Below are 23,056 nucleotides of genomic sequence, written 5' to 3'. Positions count from 1 at the left end.
AAGGGTTGCAATGTTAAGCTAAGATTAACTAGAGTTAACACTATCTTAAAACACGTATTATTAATACATTGCCAGTGTTTTATGTTAAATTAACAGCGTATTGAAGCAAAAATTAAGTCTAAATTCCACCAAGTACTTTTTCATGCAAATTATTTTATGGTTCACATATAAAATTGGGAATCAGAACTCTTAAAAAAAACTAAAAAATGATTTTCGATTTATTTTTTATAATGGCATTAAAAAAAAAGTCTCGAACAGAAAACCTGTCGAGACTTTTGAAAATAATTTATTTCGTATTATTTCTTCTTATTCTTAAGAAAATGATTCAATAAAAATGAAGTTGAACTGTCGTGGTTTTTCACTTGTTCCGTTTCAATTTCTTCTAAAATTGAATTGGCCAATTGTTTTCCTAATTCCACTCCCCATTGGTCAAAACTGAAAATATTCCAGATCACACCTTGTACAAAAATCTTGTGCTCATACATTGCGATTAAAGCACCAAGGGATTTTGGCGTTAATTTTTGAATCAAAATAGTATTGGTAGGTTTGTTTCCTGTAAATACTTTGAATGGTAATAATGCCGCTGCTTTTTCGGCTGAAAGTCCTTGTTTATCGAATTCAGCTTGTACTTGAGCTTCGGTTTTTCCGTTCATCAACGCTTCTGTTTGCGCGAAGAAATTGGACATTAATTTATCGTGATGGTTCCAATCGCCATACAAAGGTTCTACAAAACCAATAAAGTCAGAAGGAATCAATTTAGTTCCTTGATGAATTAATTGAAAAAAGGCGTGTTGCGCATTCGTTCCTGGCTCACCCCAAATAATAGTTCCCGTTTGATAGTTCACAGGTTTACCATCGCGACCTACGCTTTTCCCATTACTTTCCATCGTTCCTTGTTGCAAGTAAGGGGCTAATTTTTGTAAATATTGTGTGTACGGAATCAAAGCTTCACTTTCGGCACCATAAAAATTGTTATACCAAACACTTAGCATTCCTAAAATCACAGGAATGTTGTTTTCGAAAGTTGTGTTTTTAAAATGCTCGTCCATATCTTGGGCACCATCAAGCAATGCTTCGTAGTTGTCATATCCTACCGCTAAACTGATAGACAAACCTACCGCGCTCCACAAAGAAAAACGACCTCCTACCCAATCCCACATTGGAAAAACATTGTCAGGATTGATTCCGAATTCCGTAACTTTTTGTAAGTTGGTTGACACGGCAACAAAATGCTTGGCCACATCTTCTTGTGTCGCTGATTGCAAGAACCATTTTCTGATAGTTTCAGAATTGGTCAACGTTTCTTGTGTAGTAAAGGTTTTTGAAACAATTACGAATAAAGTAGTTTCTGGATCTAACTTTTTGATCACCTCATTCGCATGATCTCCATCTACATTAGATACAAAATGAACCTTGAGATGATTTTTATAAAATTGTAACGCTTCAACCGCCATAACTGGCCCAAGGTCAGAACCTCCAATACCAATGTTTACGATATCTGTGAAGGTTTTTCCAGTGTACCCTTTTCGGATTCCTGAAACAACTTCGTTCGTAAAGGATTTTATTTTGGCTTTCACTTCATACACTTCTGGAATAACATTTACTCCTTCCACGTTTATTACAGCATCTGATTTTGCACGTAATGCTGTATGAAGTACGGCACGGTTTTCGGTTTGGTTGATCAATGCTCCACCAAAATACTCAGAAATAGCAGTCTCTAAACCACATTCCTTAGCCAATTCAAGTAAAAGAGCTACCGTTTCTTGGTTGATATTGTTTTTGGAAAAATCTAGTAAAAAATCATTCCAATTGATGTTAAATTTATCGGTACGATTGCTGTCCGCTTGAAACAATTCTTGAAGTGTAACTGTTTGTTGTTCCGAAAAATGTTTTTGTAATTTCTCCCAAGACGCTGTGGTCGTTGGATTGATTGTATGTAAGGCCATATGCTTTTATTTAATACATTTTAATGCATGTAAAATTAAGCAATTAACTTTAAATAGCTTGTTAAGCTTTCTTTAATGCCAAGATAAATTACGAAAACGTTATCTTGAAATACCTGCTACTTAAAGATTCGCAACGCTATCCAATTCAAACTTTAAAGGCTTGATTTGCTTAAAGAAACGGTCTTTAGTTGCACCTGTAAGTGGTTCTCCGTTAGGCAATTTTAAGCGTAATGGATCAACTTGCACACCATTCTTCCAAAAACGATAGCACACGTGGGGGCCTGTTGCCAAACCTGTACTTCCCACCAATCCTATCGGTTGTCCTTGCGTTACACGCTGACCTCTTCGAACTAAAATTCGAGACATGTGCAAATACTGTGTAGCGTAAGTACCGTTGTGCTTTACTTTTACAAAATTACCATTTCCAGCCGTGTAACCGGTTTGTTCTACTACACCTGCTGCCGTTGTGGTAATTGGAGTTCCATGTGGCGCTGCATAATCGGTTCCTTTGTGCGCTTTCCATCGTAATTGAACCGGGTGAAAGCGATTCGAGGTAAAACGAGAGGTCAATCGACTGAATTTAATTGGCGTTTTCAAAAAGAAATTTTTCAAGCCCTTCCCTTCTTCACTATAGTATTCAATTCGATTAGAATTAGCATTGGCCACAAATGGAAAAGCGTAAATAATCTTCCCTTTGTATTCAAAGAAAGAAGCTTCTAGGCTATCGACACCATCATAAATAGAATCGTTAATAAATCGCTCCGTAAAAGTGATGGCAAAACGATCGCCTCGTTTTAACTTAAAAAAGTCAATGGACCAAGCGTAAATTTTAGCAATTCTCGAGGCCAATCCACCTTCTACTTTGTAGGTGTCGAGGGTTTCTGAAAGCGATCCTTTCAGCACACCACCAATGGTTCTGCGTTTGATGGTAATGGGTTTTGTTTTTTTATAGGCCTTTGCGATAGAGTCTCTTAAGTCGATTACATAATATTGACGCGCATCGGGTTGATAGATAAATGCGATCAACTCTTTGGTCTTTTTCTTAGAACGAATAAGTGTATATGGTTTGTTATTTCGAATAGAACGTACGCTAAAGGTGTCTTTTATTTGCGCCACAATTTCGAAAACCTTTTTGTTTCCGATATTTTGTTTTTTAAGAATGGTTCCAAACGTATCACCACTTTTTAAAGTGTCATTCAACACATTGAAATCAGCATAGTTGAACCCAAATTCTGTTTTTTTAGGAATAGGTTTTGTTTTGATTTCAGACCAAACCTCATCTTTTTTTTCACAGGAAAAAAAAGCAAGTGCACATAATAAAAGTATTGCGAAACGTTTCAATGTTATGATTATTTTTTCAATTATTTGTAAATCGGACTGTTAACAATCCTTGTAACTGCCAAGCAATTCATTATTTACTAATATACGATTAATTTTCTACTCCCCAATTGGCCAATTCTTCAGCACTCCATAATTCTGGAAAAAATATTCTTCTTTGGTATTTTGGATGCATATATTTTTTCCAATCACTCCCGCCTGTAGCTTCTCCATCACCAAGACCACTGGATTCGATATACTTTTTGGCCGTGTTTAAGTGCTGCATCACCCAAGTAACATTCACGGTAAAATCATATTCGCGCATGGCTTTGACCAAATCAGGATTTTGCTGATCTTCAAGAGGTAATTGCTTGAATTTTTGCCACAAGTTGATGGTGTTGTACTCCTTCATTTGTGCCAAAAACGAAGTTTTATATTTTCTTTCAAACTCGGATAACAAGTATGATTTTTCGCCTGTTTTGTGATCCTTACCCGCTGCTTGCCAATACAAATGATCAAAAGCATGCTCAAAAGGCGTGTTTCGGTCAATCGTTGCTCTAAACCTTGCATCAATTAAATTGATTAAATCAGTCGAAGCGAATTCAATCATTCGATATTGAGCACTTTGAAAACCACTTGCTGGCGTCAAGGTATTTCTAAATTTCATGTATTGCTCTACCTCCATTCCATCACCCATAATATCAAATGAAGTGGTGAGCATGGTAAAATAACGACTAATTCTCATTAACCTTTCGGTAAAAAAAGCGGTTTGAATATTTTCATTATATGAAATTTGCTGCATTTCCCAAAGAATCATTTTGAACAATAATTCATTGACTTGATGGTACATAATAAACACCATTTCATCAGGCAAAGTAGTACGTTGCGTTTGTAAGTTCAACAAGGCATCCGTTTGTATATAATCCCAATAAGTAATGGGCTTAGACCACAACAAACCCTCTAAATGTGTATCGGTTTTTTGTTGAATGGCTTTAAATTTTTGATCAATTTCTTCTAAAAGGGTGGTGGTATTTTCTGAAATAATCATTCGTTTATTTTGATTTAACTTTAAATGGGTGTTTTAATCCTTTATAGGCATCCAAATCCGCTTTAATAGCTCCAACGGCTAGTTCAGCCTTAATGCGCAAAGGAATTTTATTTTTATCATTTGAAATCCAAACGGTTAAGCTTTCTTGCTCTTTGAACACGCGACCCGATTGTACTAAAGGACGAAAAATCATGGCCGAAATAACGCCAAATTTAGTGGTAATATCTTCACGGCCTAAGAATTTTAACTTAAACTTTGTGGTTTCGTCATCAAAAAACATGTCAATTGCAACAGATTCCCCAACTTTTAACTGATCTATCGTAGGGTAATTTCTAAGATAATAAAAGGTAGAAACAATGTCTTGTGTGCCTTTTGGAAAAGAAAATGTTTTTTCGCTTTTATGCTTATAATCCTTTACCAGTATCTTTTGAGTTGAATGATTAAAAAAGCCTTCTTGATTTTTGGTATAGCCTCCTTCATCAATTTTTCGAACAAATTGGTACGGATACCCCGTTGATTTATCAAAATAACTTTCGTACAAATCATCCACTTTAAAGAAAAAACGAGACATTCCCGTAGTATATCCTTTGCCTATTACATGAAAAACAGGTTTTTGACCAATCGTAGCTTCTTTAACTTCGAGCGTTGCATAACCTGCATTGACAAAACCATAATGTATCCTAAATTTAAACCACTCGCCAGCCTCGAAAGATGAAGAATTTTGAGAATTGAAACTCACAATAAAGAACAATAAAAAAAGGAGGAGGAGTTTTCTCATTTTGTATAATTTGAGCTTTAAAGAGATTCTCTAGCAAAAATGAGCCCAAATGTATTAAAACAAAAAAACCCAGTCAAATTAATGACTGAGTTTTTATGCTATTAACTAACCAAAAAACTATAAATTATGAAATTTATAATACCCATGAAAGGAAACCACCCCTCTCATTTGCTTTGCAAAGATACAATGGCTTTTTATATTTTTTAGCCTATAAAATTAAGTTTAACACAACGTTTGTATATTATTAGCATTCTATTTGGTTATTTTTTTTGATAATGCAAAAAAAACTTAATTTTATAGCGTTCCTCGCAATTGTTGCTCTCTTTCGATGGACTCAAATAAAGCTTTGAAGTTCCCTGCACCGAATCCTTTGGCTCCCATTCGTTGAATTATTTCGAAAAATAAGGTCGGACGATCTTCAACAGGTTTGGTAAAGATTTGCAATAAATACCCATCTTCATCGGCATCCACCATAATGGCTAGCTTTTCGATAACGGCTAAATCTTCTTTCATCATACTCATGTGTTCGCCCAAACGTTCTGGAATGGCTTGGTAATACGCATGAGGTGGCGCTGATAAAAATTCTACACCACGAGCTCTAAGCTCAGTAACAGTAGTAATAATATCATCGGTAGCAATGGCAATGTGCTGCACGCCTGCGCCTTCATAAAAATCTAAATACTCTTCTATTTGAGAACGCTTGTTTCCTTTGGCGGGTTCGTTGATTGGGAATTTAATTCTTCCGTTGCCGTTACTCATTACTTTACTCATCAAAGCAGAATACTCGGTGTGGATTTGTTTGTCATCAAAAGAAAGGAAGTTTACAAAGCCCATCACGTCTTCGTACCATTTTACCCAAACATTCATTTGATTCCAACCCACATTTCCTACCATATGGTCGATGTATTTTAAACCAACAGAAGTTGGGTTATAATCCGATTTCCATTCTACAAAACCTGGAAGAAAAGCACCTGTATAGTTTTTGCGCTCTACAAACATATGAACGGTCTCACCATAAGTATAGATTCCAGCGCGAACTACTTCACCAAATTCGTCTTTTTCTACGGTAGGTTCCATATAGACTTTTGCGCCACGTTTAGTGGTTTCTTCAAAAGATTTACGAGCATCTTCTACCCAAAGCGCCACGATTTTAACTCCGTCACCGTGTTTTTTTACGTGTTCTCCAATTGGAGATTCGCTGTTGAGCGCCGTAGTTAGTACCAAACGAATTTTGTCTTGTTTTAACACATAAGAAACTTTGTCTCTTGAACCTGTTTCTAACCCGCAATACGCGTGCGATTGAAATCCGAAAGCCGTTTTGTAAAAATGAGCGGCTTGTTTGGCGTTGCCCACATAAAATTCTACGTAGTCGGTTCCCATTAACGGAAGGAAATCTTGTGCTCCTTCAAATATTTTTTCTAGTCCGTATTCTACTGATTGTACTTCTTTTGCCATTGTATATATTGTTTGTTTCGGGGTTTCCGAAAATGTTGTTGATTAGTTCAAAGCCCTGATGGAAGCGGCATCCTGTGGCTCCGGGGTTCGGAGCCACAGATATAGCGTACAGCAGGAAATAGCTCCTTATTATTTTAATTATTTTTTACTCTACCCAAGATTTGTAGTACTGTCCGTCATCAAGACCCATCGCTTCTTCGGTAACCATTAAAGGGCGAAACGTATCGACCATAACGGCTAATTCTTGAGTAATTGTTTGACCGATGCTTCGCTCCATAGCTCCTGGTGCTGGTCCGTGAGGAATACCTTTTGGATGCAAAGTGATATGTCCTTGTTCGATATTATTACGACTCATAAAATCGCCATCTACGTAATACAGAACCTCATCGCTATCGATGTTGCTGTGATTGTAAGGCGCAGGAATAGCTTTTGGGTGGTAATCGTACAAACGAGGCACGAAAGAACACACTACAAAAGTAGATGTTTCAAACGTTTGGTGTACTGGTGGCGGTTGGTGCACACGACCGGTTATAGGCTCGAAGTTGTGGATACTAAATCCATAAGGAAAGTTATAGCCATCCCAACCAATAACGTCGAAAGGATGCGTGGCATAGACCACCTCGTGCATCATCCCTTCTTTTTTGATTTTGATTAAGAAATCGCCTTTTTCGTCGTGCGTTTCTAACTCTGTTGGCAATTTGAAATCGCGTTCACAAAAAGGAGCGTGTTCTAAATGCTGACCTGATTCGTTTTTGTATCGTTTTGGTGTATAGAAAGGCGCAAAAGATTCTACATAAAACAAGCGATTTTCGGTAGTATCAAAATCAATTTGATAAATCATTCCGCGAGGGATAATAAGATAATCACCATATTCGAAAGGAATGTTACCCATCATTGTTCTTAGGGTTCCGCTTCCTTTGTGAATGAAAATCATTTCATCAGCATCGGCGTTTTTATAAAAATACGAACGCAAGGATTCTTTTGGTGCTGCTAAACCAATAGTGCAATCTTTATTGACCAACATGGGTTTGCGACTTTCCAAGAAATCATTTTCGGGTAACAATTCAAACCCTTTTAGCAATAATGATTTGATGTTTTTACCGATAGCAATTTTGGGTTCTACTGAATACGAATTTAGTATTTCTTTGACCTGAGTTGGTCGGTGTACATGATATAATATTGACGAATGGCCGTGAAAACCTTCGGTACCGAATAATTGCTCGTAATACAATCCCCCATTAGGTTTCTCGAATTGTACGTGGCGTTTTTGAGGAAAATCTCCTAGTTTATGATATATTGGCATTTTTTAAAAAATTTAGATTCAACCTAATTGTATTCCTTAAAAAATAGTGCAATCATTCTGGATTTCTCTTAATAAGAAATTGCAGATAATCTAATAAACCTTGCCATTTTGTTTTCATGAAAGCAAATGTCGTAATTTTTTTAATATAATTTTAAGATTAAAAAATATATCCTACACTAAACCAAAAAAATCCTTTTGGCTGTTCGGGCGACCAAGAGTACTTTACCTCAACTGGCCCAAGAATAGAATCCAATCCGTATCCCACAGCATATCCGGAGTACCTGGGCAAAGCCACCCAATCGAGCGAACTAAAAATACGATTACCAATATTAGCGTAATTCGCAGTCAAATTGAAGTGATTTCGTTTGTAAAATTCAAAATCTAAGGTTCCCAATGATTTGATATAACTATTACCGCCTAGGCTTAAAAAATCATATCCAAAAAAAGACTTGAAGTTATTTATCGCATTATAACCATATCCTCCAAGCATAAAATTTAAAAAAGGAACACTTTGCTTACCCACCGTTGTACCAGCATCCGTTTCAAATTTAAAGACTAAACGAGGCAACACTTTTGCCGCTACCGCAAAATCAGCTTTGAGTATGGTAAAAGGCTCAAACACTTTTGAATAATTAGAAGACATTAAATACGAGTGCACATCACCCGTAAACGACCAGCCTTTGGTTGGAAAATACTTACTGTCCAAGGCATCAAACTTCAAATATCCGAACACGCCCAAATAATTACTATCCTCTACGGCTGGGCTATTTTTGGTAACTACTGAGGGAACGATATTTAGGTACTTGTATTCGATACCGCCTCCAATTAAATATTTTTGAACAAAAACCGATTGAAAATAAGCCTGATTGTTCCAATCCTGAAAATCAACATTGATCAATGAAAGTTCTTCGTCCATTTCTTTGCCCACCTGAATGGTCTGAGATATACTTCTATCAAATTGATTCAAAGAGGACTTAAAACCAAAACTTATGTTATAGCCATTGTCGACATAATAATTAAAATTGTAACGGAAATTATCTCCAATGATAAGATCCAATGAAGAATTGTCATTTTTAATCAATAGATTTTTTTGTGTAATATTGGCCAAAACAGCGCTTTTGTACAAACCATCGTAATGTAAACCCAACTTTAATTGTGTTTTAGTGTCGTTTTCTTTCAAGTTTAACACCAATTGTTCAGCATTCCCAAGAGGTTGCAAAGCGTAAGTAATGGCGTTAAAATTTTGAGTTCCGTTGATGTTGTTAATGCCATTTTGCAACTTCGTATAGGTAATTAAACTTCCGGGTTTGAAGCGTAATTTACCTTTAACATAAGTGCTCGTGAAATTTTTCATTTCATTCACTTGAATGTCTGACACCAAAATACTATCAGATATGAGCTTTAATTTTGGCTTTCGATAAGGAAAATCATGATTTACTAATTGTTTTAATTTTTCGTACACGGCAAAAGAAGCTTCTTCGCCTTTAACTATTATTTCTTTGCCTTTATCAAAAGATATCACAGAATAATCTTTGATGTCTGGCTGTATGTACACGGTTGTTTTTTGTACATTTCCTTTCATCTTGTCGATCATGCTGAAATTGGTGATCTGTACTAATATTTTGGTAGCATCTCTAAGTGCGGTACGATCTTTTAACCCTTCTTGAACATCGACTCCAATGATAACATCAGCTCCCAAATCTATCACTTCTTGAATGGGGTAATTATTCACAACACCACCGTCAATAAGCACTTTACCCTCAATTTCAACGGGAGAAAACAAGGAAGGAAACGCCGCACTTGCTAAAATACATTGCGCTAAATTGCCTTTGTTCAACAACACTTGTTCGCCTTTTTCAATATCAGTAGCGATACACAAAAAAGGAATGGGTAATTGATTGAAATCGTGAATGTTTTTTACATTTCGAGTCAAACGGGTCAACAAATTAAAGTTGTACATACCTTTAGAAAGTGCCTCAGGAATACCGATTTTGAATTTATTAAAGGGCAGTGTTACGGCATACAATTCGTCATTGCGTTTTTCGTAAAAATTCTTGGACCCCCTTGGAACATAATCGTTGATTAACTTATCGAAATCAACGGTGTGAAAAATAGAATCAATTTGTGATGCATTAAAACCCGTGGCGTACAAACCTCCAATCACGGCACCCATGCTGGTTCCGCCGATATAATCGATTTTGATTCCGGCTTCTTCAATCACTTTCAACACGCCAATATGAGCGAAACCTTTGGCTCCACCTCCACTTAATACTAGACCTATTTTGGGTTTCTTTGCTTGTTCTTGTGACCAAAGTAACCCACAACAACAGAACAACAAAAGTAAAGCAGTAAATCTACTCATAGACAAGAATTTAGCAACGTGCTATTTCTTGTAAAAGTCGGAAATTTTTTTGGCTTTTGACACGCCAATAACCTCAGAAATTTCTTTTTCTGTAGCCAATTGTATTCTTTTAACACTTTTAAAATGCTCAATAAGCGTAATCATCGTTTTTTCGCCTATGCCCGGGATACTTTCAATCGATGAATTCAAGGCGGCTTTGCTTCGTTTGTCACGATGATGTGTGATTCCGAATCGGTGGGCTTCGTTTCTCAACTGCTGAATTACCTTTAGGGTTTCAGATTTTTTATCCAAATACAAAGGGATAGAATCTCCGGGAAAAAAGAGTTCTTCCAATCGTTTGGCAATGCCAATGATGGTGATTTTCCCTCTCAATCCAAGTTCATCAATACTTTTTAAGGCCGCAGATAATTGTCCTTTTCCTCCATCAATAATAATCAATTGTGGCAAAGGCTCTTTTTCGTCCAATAATCGTTTGTATCGGCGGTACACTACCTCTGTCATCGAAGCAAAATCATCGGGTCCTTCGACGGTTTTGATATTAAAATGACGATAATCTTTCTTGCTAGGTTTTCCATCTTTAAAAACTACACAAGCCGAAACAGGATTCGTTCCTTGAATGTTTGAATTATCAAAACACTCAATATGTCTTGGCTCTACAGGCAATCGCAAGTCTTTTTGCATTTGTGCCATAATCCGATTGGTGTGACGGTCTGGGTCGACAATCTGCAATTGTTTGAGTTGTTCGATGCGGTAAAACTTGGCATTACGAATAGACAAATCCAATATTTGTTTTTTGTCGCCCAATTGAGGCACTGTAATTTTAATATTTTCACCCAAATCTATGGCGAAAGGAACAATCACTTCTCTAGACAACAAATGAAAGCGCTCTCTAAGTTCAACAATGGCTAATTCTAACAACTCTTCATCCGTTTCTGCTAACTTCTTCTTGATTTCCATCGTGTGTGAACGAATAATCGAACCGTGAGAAATTTGCAAGAAATTCACAAAAGCCGCACTTTCATCCGAAACAATCGAAAACACATCAATATTCGTGATTTTCGGATTGACAATGGTTGAACGGGATTGGTAATTTTCTAAAACCTCAATTTTTTCTTTTATTTTCTGAGCTTCTTCAAACTTCATTTCGCTGGCCAAATCGACCATCATTCGTTTAAAATCTTTTAAACTTTCTTTGAAATTACCTTTGAGGATTTCGCGTATGGCGTCTACTTGTTTTTGGTAATGCTCCAAGCTTTCGTGACCTTCGCACGGGCCTTTGCAATTGCCAATATGGTATTCTAAACACACTTTGAATTTTCCACTATTGATGTTGTTTTCGCTCAAATCGAAAGTACAAGTACGGAGTGGATACAACTCTTTGATTAATTCCAAAATCGTATTAACGGTTTTGAAACTCGTGTAAGGACCGAAATATTCAGAACCGTCTTTAATCATTCTACGAGTAGAAAAAATACGTGAAAAAGGTTCTTTTTTGATGCACAACCAAGGATAACTTTTGTCATCACGAAGCAAGACATTATAACGAGGCTGAAGCGTTTTGATTAAATTATTTTCTAACAACAACGCATCAGATTCTGTGGGAACTACAATGTGCTTTATGGTCACAATTTTTTTGACCAACACATTGGTTTTGGCCGTATCGTGAATTTTGTTAAAATAAGAGGACACCCTTTTTTTTAGGTTTTTGGCTTTGCCTACATATAAAATTTCACCTTCCTTATCATAATATTGGTACACGCCTGGATTATCAGGAAGGGTTTGTATTTGAAGGGCTATCGAGGGTTGCGTCATTGTAGATTTAGAAAATTCGCTATCGCTTTTAATTCAGAACAAATTTAGTGATTCTATTTTTCTAAAACTTCTGCGTTGGATTTTTCTTCAGGACATTCGTATTCAAAAATTTTCGCCACGAATTCACGAATAGATCAGGAATAACAACAGGTTTTAAAAACACAAATTATTAAAGTTGTTGGAATTTGTGACATTCAATTTTAATGACAATTAGTGAATTTGTTGCTAACTGCTATTAATCTGAGGCATCGAAGTATGATTAAGTTTTATTTTATTTGAAATTCAACCAACAGGTAATGCTTAATAATTTTTATATTTAGCCCATTAAAGTTGGCTATGAGAAGTTTAAAACCAATAACGATTTTTGGCGAAAGCATTTTACCGGGAGAAAACAAAACCATCAACGTTGAGATGGCGCGACTCCACACGACTACCAAGCTCAATATCCCTATCATTGTTCGGCGTTCCAAACAAGAAGGTCCTGTCATTCTTTTCACAGCGGGAATCCACGGCGATGAAATTAATGGTATCGAAATTGTACGACAACTCATTAGCCAGAAAATAAACCGACCCAAACGCGGCACGATCATCTGTATTCCCATCATTAATATGTATGGTTTTGTGAATCGTTCCCGAGAATTTCCCGATGGTCGTGACCTGAATCGCTCTTTTCCGGGCAGTAAAAAAGGGTCCTTGGCGAGTCGATTTGCTTTTCACATCCTCAACGAAGTGATGCCCGAAGTGCATTATGCGATTGATTTTCATGCGGGTGGTGCGAGTCGTTTTAATGCTCCTCAAATTCGCCTAGCAGAAAATGATGCTGAATTAAAGCAATTAGCCGATGTATTCAATGCACCTTTCACTTTGTACTCCAAAAACATTGCGGGTTCGTTTCGAAATTCTTCTACCAAAATGAACGTGAAAATGCTTCTTTTTGAAGGTGGAAAATCATTAGACATAGATAAAAAAGTCGCCAGAGAAGGACTTGAAGGCACCAAACGCGTGTTAGCACAATTGGACATGTTAGATCCAAAACACAACATCGAAGTGCCCGAAAACAAAACCATTTACATCGAAAAATCGAATTGGGTGAGAGCCAAATGCTCCGGAATGCTTCACGATTTAAATACCATTGGCACGTTTGTTACCAAAGGGACTGTTTTGGCACTCATTACCGATCCTTTTGGGAAATTTGAACGCAAAGTGAAAGCCCCCAATGATGGTTACGTCATCAACAGCAACCAATCACCTATTGTGTATGAAGGAGACGCCATTTTTCATTTGTCTACTTCTTTAGTCGGAACAAAATCAAACAGAATTGAAAAACCAGAGGCCTATATTCAGCAATTTAATGATATTGAAATCTTTAAAACCTAACAAAAATCATATTCTAATAGGAATCAGCCAGTTACCTTTGCTGAAAAATTACAACAATGTTATATTGGAAAAAAATAGATCAGAAAGAACGTAAAGAACGTATTCAAAATGCATTAGCCGAAAATGTCAATTTTTCAAAAGACATTTCATTGGGGTATCCAGCCTCAAAATTAGACGGGAAAGTTTTTTATGATGATGCGCCTTTTTTACAAGAAGCGCCTACTTTGCAAGCCTATGTGGCCAACCCCAATCATATCGGTTGTCACACTTTGGGAACTTCCGAAAAAGCCTTCAAAGGCACCCAACAAATAGAGCGAGAAGTTTTGGATGTCATAGCAGTCGATATTTTCAAAGCGAAACCCAATTCTTACGATGGCTATATTTCACCAGGCGGAACCGAAGCGAATATTCAGGCCATTTGGATGTATCGCAACTTTTTCATGTATCAAAAAGGAGCCCAACTACACGAAATTGCCATCGTAGCTTCCGAAGATACGCATTACTCCATTGCCAAAGGCTCCAATGTTTTAATGCTCGATTGGATTAAAGTTCCTGTTGCCTTTCATAATAGATCCATAGACAGCCTTGCATTAGAACAATTGATTCTGGAAGCGAAAGCAAAAGGTAAAAAATATTTTATCACCGTTTCGAATATGGGTACCACTATGTTTGGCTCTGTAGATAATCCCGAAGTGTATTGTACTCTTTTTGAAAAATACGGTTTAGAGTATAAACTTCATATTGATGGGGCTTATGGTGGTTTTGTTTATCCATTCAGCAATCCTCAATCGACCCTTAATTTTAATAATCCAAAAATTAGCTCTATCACCATCGATGCACACAAAATGCTACAATCGCCTTATGGAACAGGTATTTTCATTTGCCGAAAAAATCTAATTGAAAACGTTTTGACCAAAGAAGCCGAGTATGTAGAAGGTATGGATTTAACCCTTTGTGGAAGCCGTTCCGGATCGAATGCTGTGGCCGTTTGGATGATTTTGTTTGCCTATGGCGCACACGGCTGGTTCGAAAAAGTAAGCGTTTTGCAAATGAGAACCCAATTTTTATGCAATGCATTAGACCAACTGGGCATTGCTTATTTTAGAGATCCGTTCATGAACATTGTCACCATTCATGCCGAGTACATCGACCCAAAACTAGCCGATACTTTTGACTTGGTGCCACAACAACATCATGGGGACAATAAATGGTACAAAATAGTGCTTATGGATCATGTAGAAGTCGAACATTTGACTACTTTTATAGCCCAATTAAAAGCAACTATGCATGTTGAAGAAGGAATTACGGCTTAAGTACAAAACACTCCGAAAAGCACTACATGAAAATGATATCGAATCGATGAGCTTGGCAATAGCCAACCAAGCTTTATCGCTTCCTATTTGGGACAAAACCTATTTTCATATTTTTTTACCCATTGCATCCCAAAAAGAAATCAATACTGAATTTCTTTTGCACATTTTAGCGGGAAAAGACAAAGAAATTATCCTGTCTAAAAGTGATTTCGAAACCCTAAAAATGATGCATTTTCTACTTACAGACAATACACGCATTGTAAAAAACGAGTATCAAATTCCTGAACCCGTATCAGGAATCGAAGTGCCTTCGAAACAAATAGAAGTCGTGTTTATACCTTTACTCGCCTACGATAAACTGGGCAATCGCGTGGGATACGGCAAAGGGTTTTATGATCAATTCCTTTCAGAATGCAGGCCTGAAACCCTAAAAATCGGCCTGTCTTTCTTTGACCCCGAAGACCAAATAACCGATGTTTTTGAGAACGATATCCCATTGGATTATTGTATCAACCCGTACGCTATTTTTAATTTTAGCATAACATAAAATAAGATACTTTTGCAGCCTTAGTGAAATTTAAATGATGAGAACGAACAAACAAAAACTCCTTCTAGCCCTAAAAGTATTGGCTATAGTACTACTTGTGACTATAGGAGGTTTTATATTTTTTAGAGACACCCTTTTAGATCAAGCCTTAGACAAGGTTTCGACTAAAATGACCCAACAATACAACAGTGATTTTAGTGTTAAAAAAGCAAGTTTTGATGGCCTGAGCGGTATCGATCTCTACGATGTTATTTTGGCTCCAAAAAATGCCGATACCCTTTTGCATATCAAAAAACTCAATACCAGCATCAGTTTTTGGAACTTATTTATTGGAAATATTCAATTAGAAAAATTAGAACTTGAAGACGGATATATTCAATTGGTCAAAAAAGGAAAACAACGCAATTTTGACGCCTTTTTAAAAAAAGAGGAAGAAATCAACCTCGAAAATTCAGATCGCAAAACCGATTATGCCGCCACAGCCTATCGTTTGATTTCAAGAATCCTCAATTTGGTGCCTACCGATATGCACATCCAAAACTTAGCCTTCAAAATTGATGATAACGGCAACAAAACCCTACTCGATTTTAAAAATCTTACTTTACAAAACGAACAACTCAATTGCTCCCTTGCAGTTGCAACCAATACGTTCAAACAAAGACTAAGCCTCAAAGGAATTGCCAATCCAAGAAACAAAACTGCAGATTTCAGGATCTTTAACCAAGACACAGGAGCCATTCGTTTGCCCTATGTTGACGAACGGTATCACCTACAATCCAGCTTTGACTCCATCCGTTTGAATATTCAAAATATTGAAAAATCATCGGGGGAATTCCATTTTGACGGACTGGCCACCATTACCAACTTACGCATCAATCACCCCAAAATTGCCAACAAAGATGTGGTCATTAACAACGCTCGATTTGATTATCGATTTCTACTGGGTGCTGATTTTATTTCAATCGATAAAAGCTCAACACTGCAACTCAACAAAATAAAAGTGCATCCGTATATGGCTTACGAAACCGAATCGGATACGATTTATAAATTGCAAGTGAGTATTCCCAAAATGAAGGCGCAAGACTTTATCGTTTCGCTTCCCGATGGTTTGTTTACCAACTTTCAAGGCATGCAAGCCCAAGGAAATTTTGAGTACAACTTGGATTTCAAATTCAACAAAAACAAACCCAACCAATTGGTGTTTGATAGCAAACTCAACAAAGAAAACCTTCGCATCACAAAATACGGAAAAGCCAATTTGACCAAACTCAACGGCGAATTTGTGTACCGAGCCATCATCAAAAATGTACTCCAACGCCCAATTTTGGTAGGAGCCGAAAATGCAGATTATACGCCTTTGGATCAAATTTCGCCTTACTTACAAAAATGCGTCTTAACCACCGAGGATCCTTCGTTTTTTAATCATCGTGGTTTTATCAACGAGGCCTTTAAACAATCGATTCTCAAAAACATCCGTACCAAAAAATTCGCTCGTGGCGCCAGTACCATCAGCATGCAATTGGTCAAAAATGCCTTTTTGACTCGCGAAAAAACCTTATCGCGTAAACTCGAAGAAATTCTTTTGGTCTATATCTTAGAAAACAACCGTGTGGTCAGCAAACAGCGCATGCTCGAAGTCTATTTCAATATTATCGAATGGGGTCCTGATGTATACGGAATTGGTGAAGCCAGTCGTTTTTATTTCCAAAAAACACCCGCCGAACTAGACCTGAACGAATGTTTGTACTTGGCCAGAATTATTCCAAGCCCGCGCAAATTCATGTACCAATTCAATGACGAAGGAAAACTCAAAGACTTTGCCGTAAAGCAACAATTGTTTTTGACCAATTTAATGAACCGAAGAGGATTGCTAGCGCCCGAGGATTCCATTTACAAATCCAAACCCTTTATGGTTACCGGCCAAGCCAAATCGTTCATCAAATTGAGAGTGCCCGACTCCATACAAATCCAAGCCGATTCCATAGCTGCCGATCTGATTTTTGGTTTTTAAAAATTTGGAGCAGCAAGAATAGGCTTTTTAAGAAACAATGGTCCCGCTTTCCGTTGCAATCTTATGCCCCGAACCCCGGGCCATAAGGATTTCCACTACAATCGGGGCTATAGAGCAAAAATCTTGTTTTTCTAGGAAAGATTTAAAACCACAAAAAAGCTGTAATCACAACACGATTACAGCTTTTTTTTATTGAAATTCTAGTTCTTTCTTAAGGCGCTGGATCTGGAATTTTTGCCTGAACGCCATCTATCGCTTGCAGTAGTTCTTCGCTTAAAGTCACGTTAATCGTATCGATGTTTTCTTTCAGCTGTTTCATTGTTGTGACGCCAATAACCAGAAATTCCCTGGATGTGTTACGCGTTTAAACGTACAGCTTTTCTTCCTTATGTTAAATGTTATTGCCTACACTTGGAATTGCCAAAATTCGAGGTTTTTTTACAGACTCCCGTTATGCATAATTGTAAAAAAAAACAGCATAAAAATAAATAAAAGTGTATCATTGCAAAACATAATTTAAAACCAAAAAATGAAACACAAAAAACCAAAATGGAGTGTTTTGTTGCTAGGCCTAGGGCTAACAGCACAAGCACAACAAACAACTGCCGCCTCAGGTGGTAATGCTGCAGGCAGTGGAGGATCAGTTGCTTATTCGGTAGGGCAAGTGGTTTATACCACCAACACAGGCAGTACTGGCAGTGTAGCACAAGGCGTGCAACATACCTATGAAATTTATAACCTAGGCATTAATGATCCAACACTAAACATGTCGGTTGTCGTTTTTCCTAACCCTACAACAGATGCAGTTACCTTACAAATTAGCAATTACAACAATGAAAAATTCTCGTATCAGCTTTTTGATTTGCAGGGTAGACTGTTAAGCAACTACCCAATAGCAGCACAGCAAACGCAAATAAAAATGAATAGTTTGCCCGACGCTACTTATTTTTTAAATGTTCTAAACCAAGTAAACCAAAAAGTACAATCATTTAAAATTATTAAAAAACAAAATTAATGAAAAGAATATTTACTCTATTTGTCGTTTTATTTATGGCTGCAGGTGCATTTGCTCAAGCACCAGAAAAAATGAGCTATCAAGCCGTTGTGCGTAACGGAAGTAATAATTTGGTAACCTCTAGCGCTGTTGGTATGCAAATAAGCATAGTACAAGGTTCTGCAAATGGAACTGCTGTTTATGTTGAAACTCAAACACCAACAACCAATGCTAATGGTTTGGTGAGTTTTGAAATTGGAACAGGAACAACTTCTGATAATTTTTCATTAATCGACTGGGCTAATGGCCCCTATTTTATAAAAACAGAAACTGATCCAGCAGGTGGAACTAATTACTCAATAATGGGTACAAGCCAATTGTTGAGCGTACCATTTGCTATGTACGCCAAAACATCAGGCAGTGCAACGCCTGGTCCTCAGGGTCCAGCAGGTGCAAATGGTGTTGACGGTGCCATTGGAGCCACAGGTCCACAAGGCCCTCAGGGAATCCAAGGTTTAAAAGGCGATACTGGATTAACAGGTGCACAAGGAATTCAAGGTTTAAAAGGTGACAAAGGCGATACTGGATTAACAGGAGCACAAGGGATTCAAGGAATCCAAGGAGATAAAGGTGGCACTGGATTAACAGGAGCCACAGGTCCACAAGGCCCTCAGGGAATCCAAGGTTTAAAAGGCGACACTGGATTAACAGGTGCACAAGGAATTCAAGGTTTAAAAGGTGACAAAGGCGATACTGGATTAACAGGAGCACAAGGAATTCAAGGTTCAAAAGGAGACAAAGGCGACACCGGATTAACAGGTGCACAAGGAATTCAAGGTTTAAAAGGCGATACAGGTCTAACTGGTGCCCAAGGTCCAGAGGGAATCCAAGGAGACAAAGGCGATACTGGATTAACAGGAGCACAAGGAATTCAGGGAATCCAAGGTGATAAAGGAGACCAAGGCGATACTGGAACTAACGGTACAAATGGCCAAAATTCGTTGGTTAAAACAACAGCCGAATCGGCAGGTATAAACTGTACATCAGGCGGTGTGAAACTCGAATACGGTTTAGACTTAAACGAAAATAACACTTTAGATGCTAGTGAAATTAATGGAGCTCTTACAAAGTATATTTGTAATGGTATAGAAGGTCAAGGTGGTGTAACAACAGCGGGTACCAACGTAACCATTACAGGTGCTGGGACCACCCCAAACCCCTATATTGTGAATACGAATATTCCCGATTTGGCTAATATACTTACTGTGAACAACAGTGCGAGCAACACCAAAATTACCAACTTGCTAGACCCAACCAACCCACAAGATGCCGCGACCAAAGCCTATATTGATGCACTGGTATCGCAACTGCAAACGCAAATAGCGGCTTTGGAAACCCTATCAAAAAATTTACTTCCTAACATCACGACCACAAGTGCCACCGGAATATCCACCAAAATCGCCGCTACAGGCGGAAATGTAACCAACGATGGCGGTGAAACCGTAACAACCCGTGGTGTAGTATATAGCATCACCCCCAACCCAACCATTGCCTTGAGCACCAAAACTACCGATGGTGCAGGAACTGGTGCATTTATAAGTAATATTACAGGTTTGACAGCCAATACTACCTACTATGTACGAGCTTATGCGACTAATAGCTTTGGTACAGCATATGGTTCTGAGATAAGTTTTACCACCAGCGCAATAAGCCTACCAACCCTTACCACCACAACAGCCACAACAATAGCCACCAAAACCGCCACTACAGGCGGAAATGTAACCAACGATGGGGGTGCTACTTTAACAGCAAGAGGCGTAGTTTACAGCACCACCACCAACCCAACTATTGCCTTAAGTGCCAAAACTATTGATGGTGCAAGCACAGGAACTTTTGTAAGTAGCCTCACAGGGTTGATTGCCAATAATACTTATTATGTGCGAGCTTATGCAACTAATAGTGCTGGTACAAGTTATGGAAATGAGGTTAGTTTTAAGACTACAACTACAATAACCGCTGCTTTGGGTATTACCACCTCCGCCATACCCGCAGGCACTTTTTCAATGGGCAGCCCTGCTGCTGAGCCAAATAGGGTTAGTGACGAAGTGCAACACAACGTTACTTTAGCTGCTTTTAGTATGAGTACTAAAGAAATAACTTACGCCCAATTTGTGAAGTTCCTAAACGACACCAACGTGGAGCTAAGTACTTCGGCTACAGGACCCTACGGATATAAGCAATTGTGCGGTATCACTGGGCTTACCTATAGCGGCGGCAACTGGGCACCAACGGGCAACCCTAATGCACCGATAATTAACGTAACTTGGTATGGAGCAGCATACTTTGCGATATATGCCGGTGGAAGATTGCCCACCGAAGCCGAGTGGGAATATGCGGCACGCGCCACCACCATCACTGCTTTTAACACTGGGGCTTGCTTGAGCAATAGCCAAGCCAATTATAATTGGAGTTCTCCACAAACGGGTTGTACCAACACGAGCACAAACGATCCCGGTACTAGACAAAGTGTAGGGACTTATGCACCCAATGCTTGGGGGCTTTATGACATGCATGGTAATGTTTCGGAATGGTGTTCAGACTGGTATGCCGCTACTTCGACTGCACCTGCAACCAACCCGACAGGCCCTGGTACCGGTACGAGCCGTGTCATTCGTGGTGGCAACTGGAGCGGCGGCGCCGATAGCTGCCGTTCGGCTCGACGTGGCAGGGTCAATCCCGATGAAATCGATAGCTTCAACGAAGCCATCGGTTTTCGTGTAGTTTTCTAGATCATAAAAAATTGAGCTAAAAAGAAAAAAAGAAAACCGCGCAGCGGGTAATTTTCTAATTTCACAAACAACCCCATTTGCTTTCAGTAGCAAATGGGGTTTTGTGTTTTTTTGTACAGAAATACAAACCACCACGCTTGTTGCGCTGTAATACCAATTAAGGATTTAAAATAGTCCAAAATTTTGTGGTATAATGCCGTCTAGTCTTTTCGGACGAGATAAATATAGTCCAATAAAAATTGGACTATTTTAATACATAAACGGTTGTTGTTTTTGGTGCTAGTTGGTGTCAAAAATGTACAGAAGAACTACCCGAAATAGCAAAGAACTATTCCAAATGGAAGGCTCAAGGTGTAGAAGTAGTTTTTGTATCACTCGATGAAAACAAAGAAATGTTTAAAAACTTCACCGCTACTTTACCCTTTATTTCTTTTTGTGATTATCAAAAATGGAACAGCACGGCAGTGAAAAATTATTATATTTTCGGCACACCCACAATGTTTCTATTGAATGAGAAACGTGAAATTTTATTGCGCCCCAACTCAGTAAAACAAATGGACAGTTGGGTTGATTGGTATTTGGTGCAAGGAAATGAACAAACAAAACACTAACAGCACCTGCCAATAGTGGCGGTTTAGTGGTTAACAGTAGCTTTGTGCTGCTACCAAGGATTATGGGTAATAGGCATTAAAATGCTTTGTAATCGCATTCTGCGGATCACTGTAAAATTCTTTCTCTTTAGAATGGAAAAACTTTTTGCTTAATCCCCATAAAATTTATGTGACCCTTTTTTCTATGAATAGGTTTTTAACTGTCCACAAAAAAAGCTGTAATCACAACACGATTACAGCTTTTTTTATTCTAATTCCACTCCTTTATTAAGGCGCTGGATCTGGAATTTTTGCTTGAACGCCATCAATCGCTTGCAGTAGTTCTTCGCTCAAAGTCACGTTGATTGTATCGATGTTTTCTTTCAGTTGTTCCATAGTCGTTGCGCCAATAATCGTGCTGGTTACAAAAGGTTGTTGCTCAATAAAAGCCAAAGCCAATTGCGTTAGCGTCAATCCGTTTTGCTGTGCAATTTCGTTGTACAAACGTGTAGCCGCAGCCGATTGTTCGCTATTGTATCTTGAAAATTGAGGAAACAAATTGATTCTTGCGTTAGGATGTGATTCGCCCGTTAAAAATTTACCCGACAACACCCCAAAAGCCATTGGTGAATAGGCCAAAAGCCCCACGTTTTCTCTAATTCCAATCTCTGCTGAACCATTTTCGTATAAACGATTCAACAACGAATAAGGATTTTGAACCGTTTTGATTCTTGGCAAATTATGGTATTTACTCTCTTCCAAAAAGCGCATGATTCCCCACGGCGTTTCATTCGACAATCCGATATGTTTTATTTTTCCTTGTTGGATAAAACCATTCAATGTTTCTAAAACTGCGTGAATGTTGTCTTCCCAAGCATCATCTTGTACTTTAAAACCGCGTTGTCCAAAAAAATTGGTTTTACGTTCTGGCCAATGCAACTGGTACAAATCTATATAATCCGTTTGTAAACGCTCTAAACTTTTGTCTAATGCATATTGAATACTCGCTGGAGAAAAATCATTCTTTTCGCGCATATAGGTAAAGTTAGGATTTGGCCCAGCAATTTTTGAAGCCAAAACCACTTTGTCTCTATTGCCCGTTTTTTGGAACCAAGTGCCTATAATGCGTTCAGTGCTACCATAGGTTTCTTGACGAGCCGGTACGGAGTACATCTCGGCAGTATCAAAAAAGTTAACGCCTTGTTCTAAAGCATAGTCCATTTGAGCATGTCCTTCGGCTTCTGTATTTTGTTGACCAAAAGTCATCGTGCCTAAACAAATTTTACTGACTTGAATGTCGGTATTAGGAAGTGTGGTATATTTCATTGATTTGATAATTACATTTTAAGCATTCAAAGATAAAAATTAGCTTCCGTTTTAAAATTCGACATTCGTTAATTTTAACACAAAAGGC

Annotated in this window: 15 protein-coding genes and 1 pseudogene; 7 read left to right on the top strand and 9 right to left on the bottom strand. The window is 38.1% G+C overall.

The window, feature by feature from the left end:
* Nucleotides 1-296: 296 nt before the first annotated feature.
* The 8 genes from pgi to uvrC form a co-directional block, all read right to left on the bottom strand.
* Complete coding sequence (gene pgi / locus AO58_RS0105155) at nucleotides 297-1,946, bottom strand: glucose-6-phosphate isomerase (RefSeq protein WP_024980680.1); 1,650 nt, start codon at nucleotides 1,944-1,946, stop codon at nucleotides 297-299.
* 120 nt (nucleotides 1,947-2,066) lie between these two features.
* Entirely contained in the window at nucleotides 2,067-3,287 is a 1,221-nt protein-coding gene (locus AO58_RS0105150; protein ID WP_024980679.1) for a M23 family metallopeptidase, read from the bottom strand.
* Nucleotides 3,288-3,375: 88 nt separating this feature from the next.
* Nucleotides 3,376-4,311, bottom strand: a complete 936-nt coding sequence (locus AO58_RS0105145; RefSeq protein WP_024980678.1) for a tryptophan 2,3-dioxygenase family protein — start codon at nucleotides 4,309-4,311, stop codon at nucleotides 3,376-3,378.
* A gap of 4 nt (nucleotides 4,312-4,315) precedes the next feature.
* Nucleotides 4,316-5,089 carry a DUF3108 domain-containing protein gene (locus tag AO58_RS0105140; RefSeq protein ID WP_024980677.1) on the bottom strand — a complete coding sequence of 258 codons (774 nt, stop codon included), beginning with the start codon at nucleotides 5,087-5,089 and terminating at the stop codon, nucleotides 4,316-4,318.
* 294 nt (nucleotides 5,090-5,383) lie between these two features.
* Complete coding sequence (gene hppD, locus AO58_RS0105135) at nucleotides 5,384-6,544, bottom strand: 4-hydroxyphenylpyruvate dioxygenase (protein WP_024980676.1); 1,161 nt, start codon at nucleotides 6,542-6,544, stop codon at nucleotides 5,384-5,386.
* A gap of 145 nt (nucleotides 6,545-6,689) precedes the next feature.
* Entirely contained in the window at nucleotides 6,690-7,847 is a 1,158-nt protein-coding gene (locus AO58_RS0105130; RefSeq protein ID WP_024980675.1) for a homogentisate 1,2-dioxygenase, read from the bottom strand.
* 157 nt (nucleotides 7,848-8,004) lie between these two features.
* Nucleotides 8,005-10,209 carry a patatin-like phospholipase family protein gene (locus AO58_RS0105125; RefSeq protein WP_024980674.1) on the bottom strand — a complete coding sequence of 735 codons (2,205 nt, stop codon included), beginning with the start codon at nucleotides 10,207-10,209 and terminating at the stop codon, nucleotides 8,005-8,007.
* Nucleotides 10,210-10,230: 21 nt separating this feature from the next.
* On the bottom strand, nucleotides 10,231-12,021 hold the full coding sequence (gene uvrC / locus AO58_RS0105120; RefSeq protein ID WP_024980673.1) for an excinuclease ABC subunit UvrC: 1,791 nt from the start codon (nucleotides 12,019-12,021) through the stop codon (nucleotides 10,231-10,233).
* Between the two features lie 336 nt (nucleotides 12,022-12,357).
* On the opposite strand from uvrC, the gene AO58_RS0105115 reads away from it, so the two are divergent.
* The 7 genes and pseudogenes from AO58_RS0105115 to AO58_RS18090 all read left to right on the top strand — a co-directional run.
* Nucleotides 12,358-13,398 (top strand): succinylglutamate desuccinylase/aspartoacylase family protein, encoded by a 1,041-nt coding sequence (locus tag AO58_RS0105115; RefSeq protein WP_024980672.1) that lies wholly within the window; start codon nucleotides 12,358-12,360, stop codon nucleotides 13,396-13,398.
* A 56-nt stretch (nucleotides 13,399-13,454) separates the two neighbouring features.
* Nucleotides 13,455-14,711 carry a pyridoxal phosphate-dependent decarboxylase family protein gene (locus AO58_RS0105110; protein WP_024980671.1) on the top strand — a complete coding sequence of 419 codons (1,257 nt, stop codon included), beginning with the start codon at nucleotides 13,455-13,457 and terminating at the stop codon, nucleotides 14,709-14,711.
* On the top strand, nucleotides 14,686-15,258 hold the full coding sequence (locus tag AO58_RS0105105) for a 5-formyltetrahydrofolate cyclo-ligase (protein ID WP_024980670.1): 573 nt from the start codon (nucleotides 14,686-14,688) through the stop codon (nucleotides 15,256-15,258). The genes AO58_RS0105110 and AO58_RS0105105 overlap by 26 nt, the downstream gene beginning before the upstream one ends.
* Nucleotides 15,259-15,295: 37 nt before the next feature.
* Nucleotides 15,296-17,269, top strand: coding sequence for a transglycosylase domain-containing protein (locus AO58_RS0105100; protein ID WP_024980669.1), 1,974 nt, complete (start codon nucleotides 15,296-15,298; stop codon nucleotides 17,267-17,269).
* 529 nt (nucleotides 17,270-17,798) lie between these two features.
* The gene (locus AO58_RS0105090; protein WP_024980668.1) at nucleotides 17,799-18,284 is read left to right on the top strand and encodes a T9SS type A sorting domain-containing protein; all 486 of its coding nucleotides are present in this window, start codon (nucleotides 17,799-17,801) and stop codon (nucleotides 18,282-18,284) included.
* Nucleotides 18,284-21,052, top strand: a complete 2,769-nt coding sequence (locus AO58_RS18355; protein ID WP_081764645.1) for an SUMF1/EgtB/PvdO family nonheme iron enzyme — start codon at nucleotides 18,284-18,286, stop codon at nucleotides 21,050-21,052. Before AO58_RS0105090 ends, AO58_RS18355 begins: the two co-directional genes overlap by 1 nt.
* Nucleotides 21,053-21,324: 272 nt before the next feature.
* A pseudogene (locus tag AO58_RS18090) lies at nucleotides 21,325-21,663 on the top strand (peroxiredoxin family protein); the annotation flags it as partial.
* A 267-nt stretch (nucleotides 21,664-21,930) separates the two neighbouring features.
* Here AO58_RS18090 and AO58_RS0105070 read toward each other — a convergent pair.
* A complete protein-coding gene (locus tag AO58_RS0105070) occupies nucleotides 21,931-22,968 on the bottom strand; it encodes an NADP(H)-dependent aldo-keto reductase (RefSeq protein ID WP_024980665.1) in 1,038 nt (345 codons plus the stop codon).
* Nucleotides 22,969-23,056 lie beyond the last annotated feature (88 nt).

The organism is Flavobacterium succinicans LMG 10402, assembly GCF_000611675.1.
Lineage (GTDB): Bacteria > Bacteroidota > Bacteroidia > Flavobacteriales > Flavobacteriaceae > Flavobacterium > Flavobacterium succinicans.
The sequence above is the reverse complement of the archived record's forward strand: the minus strand, read 5'-3'. Positions and strand labels throughout refer to the sequence as shown.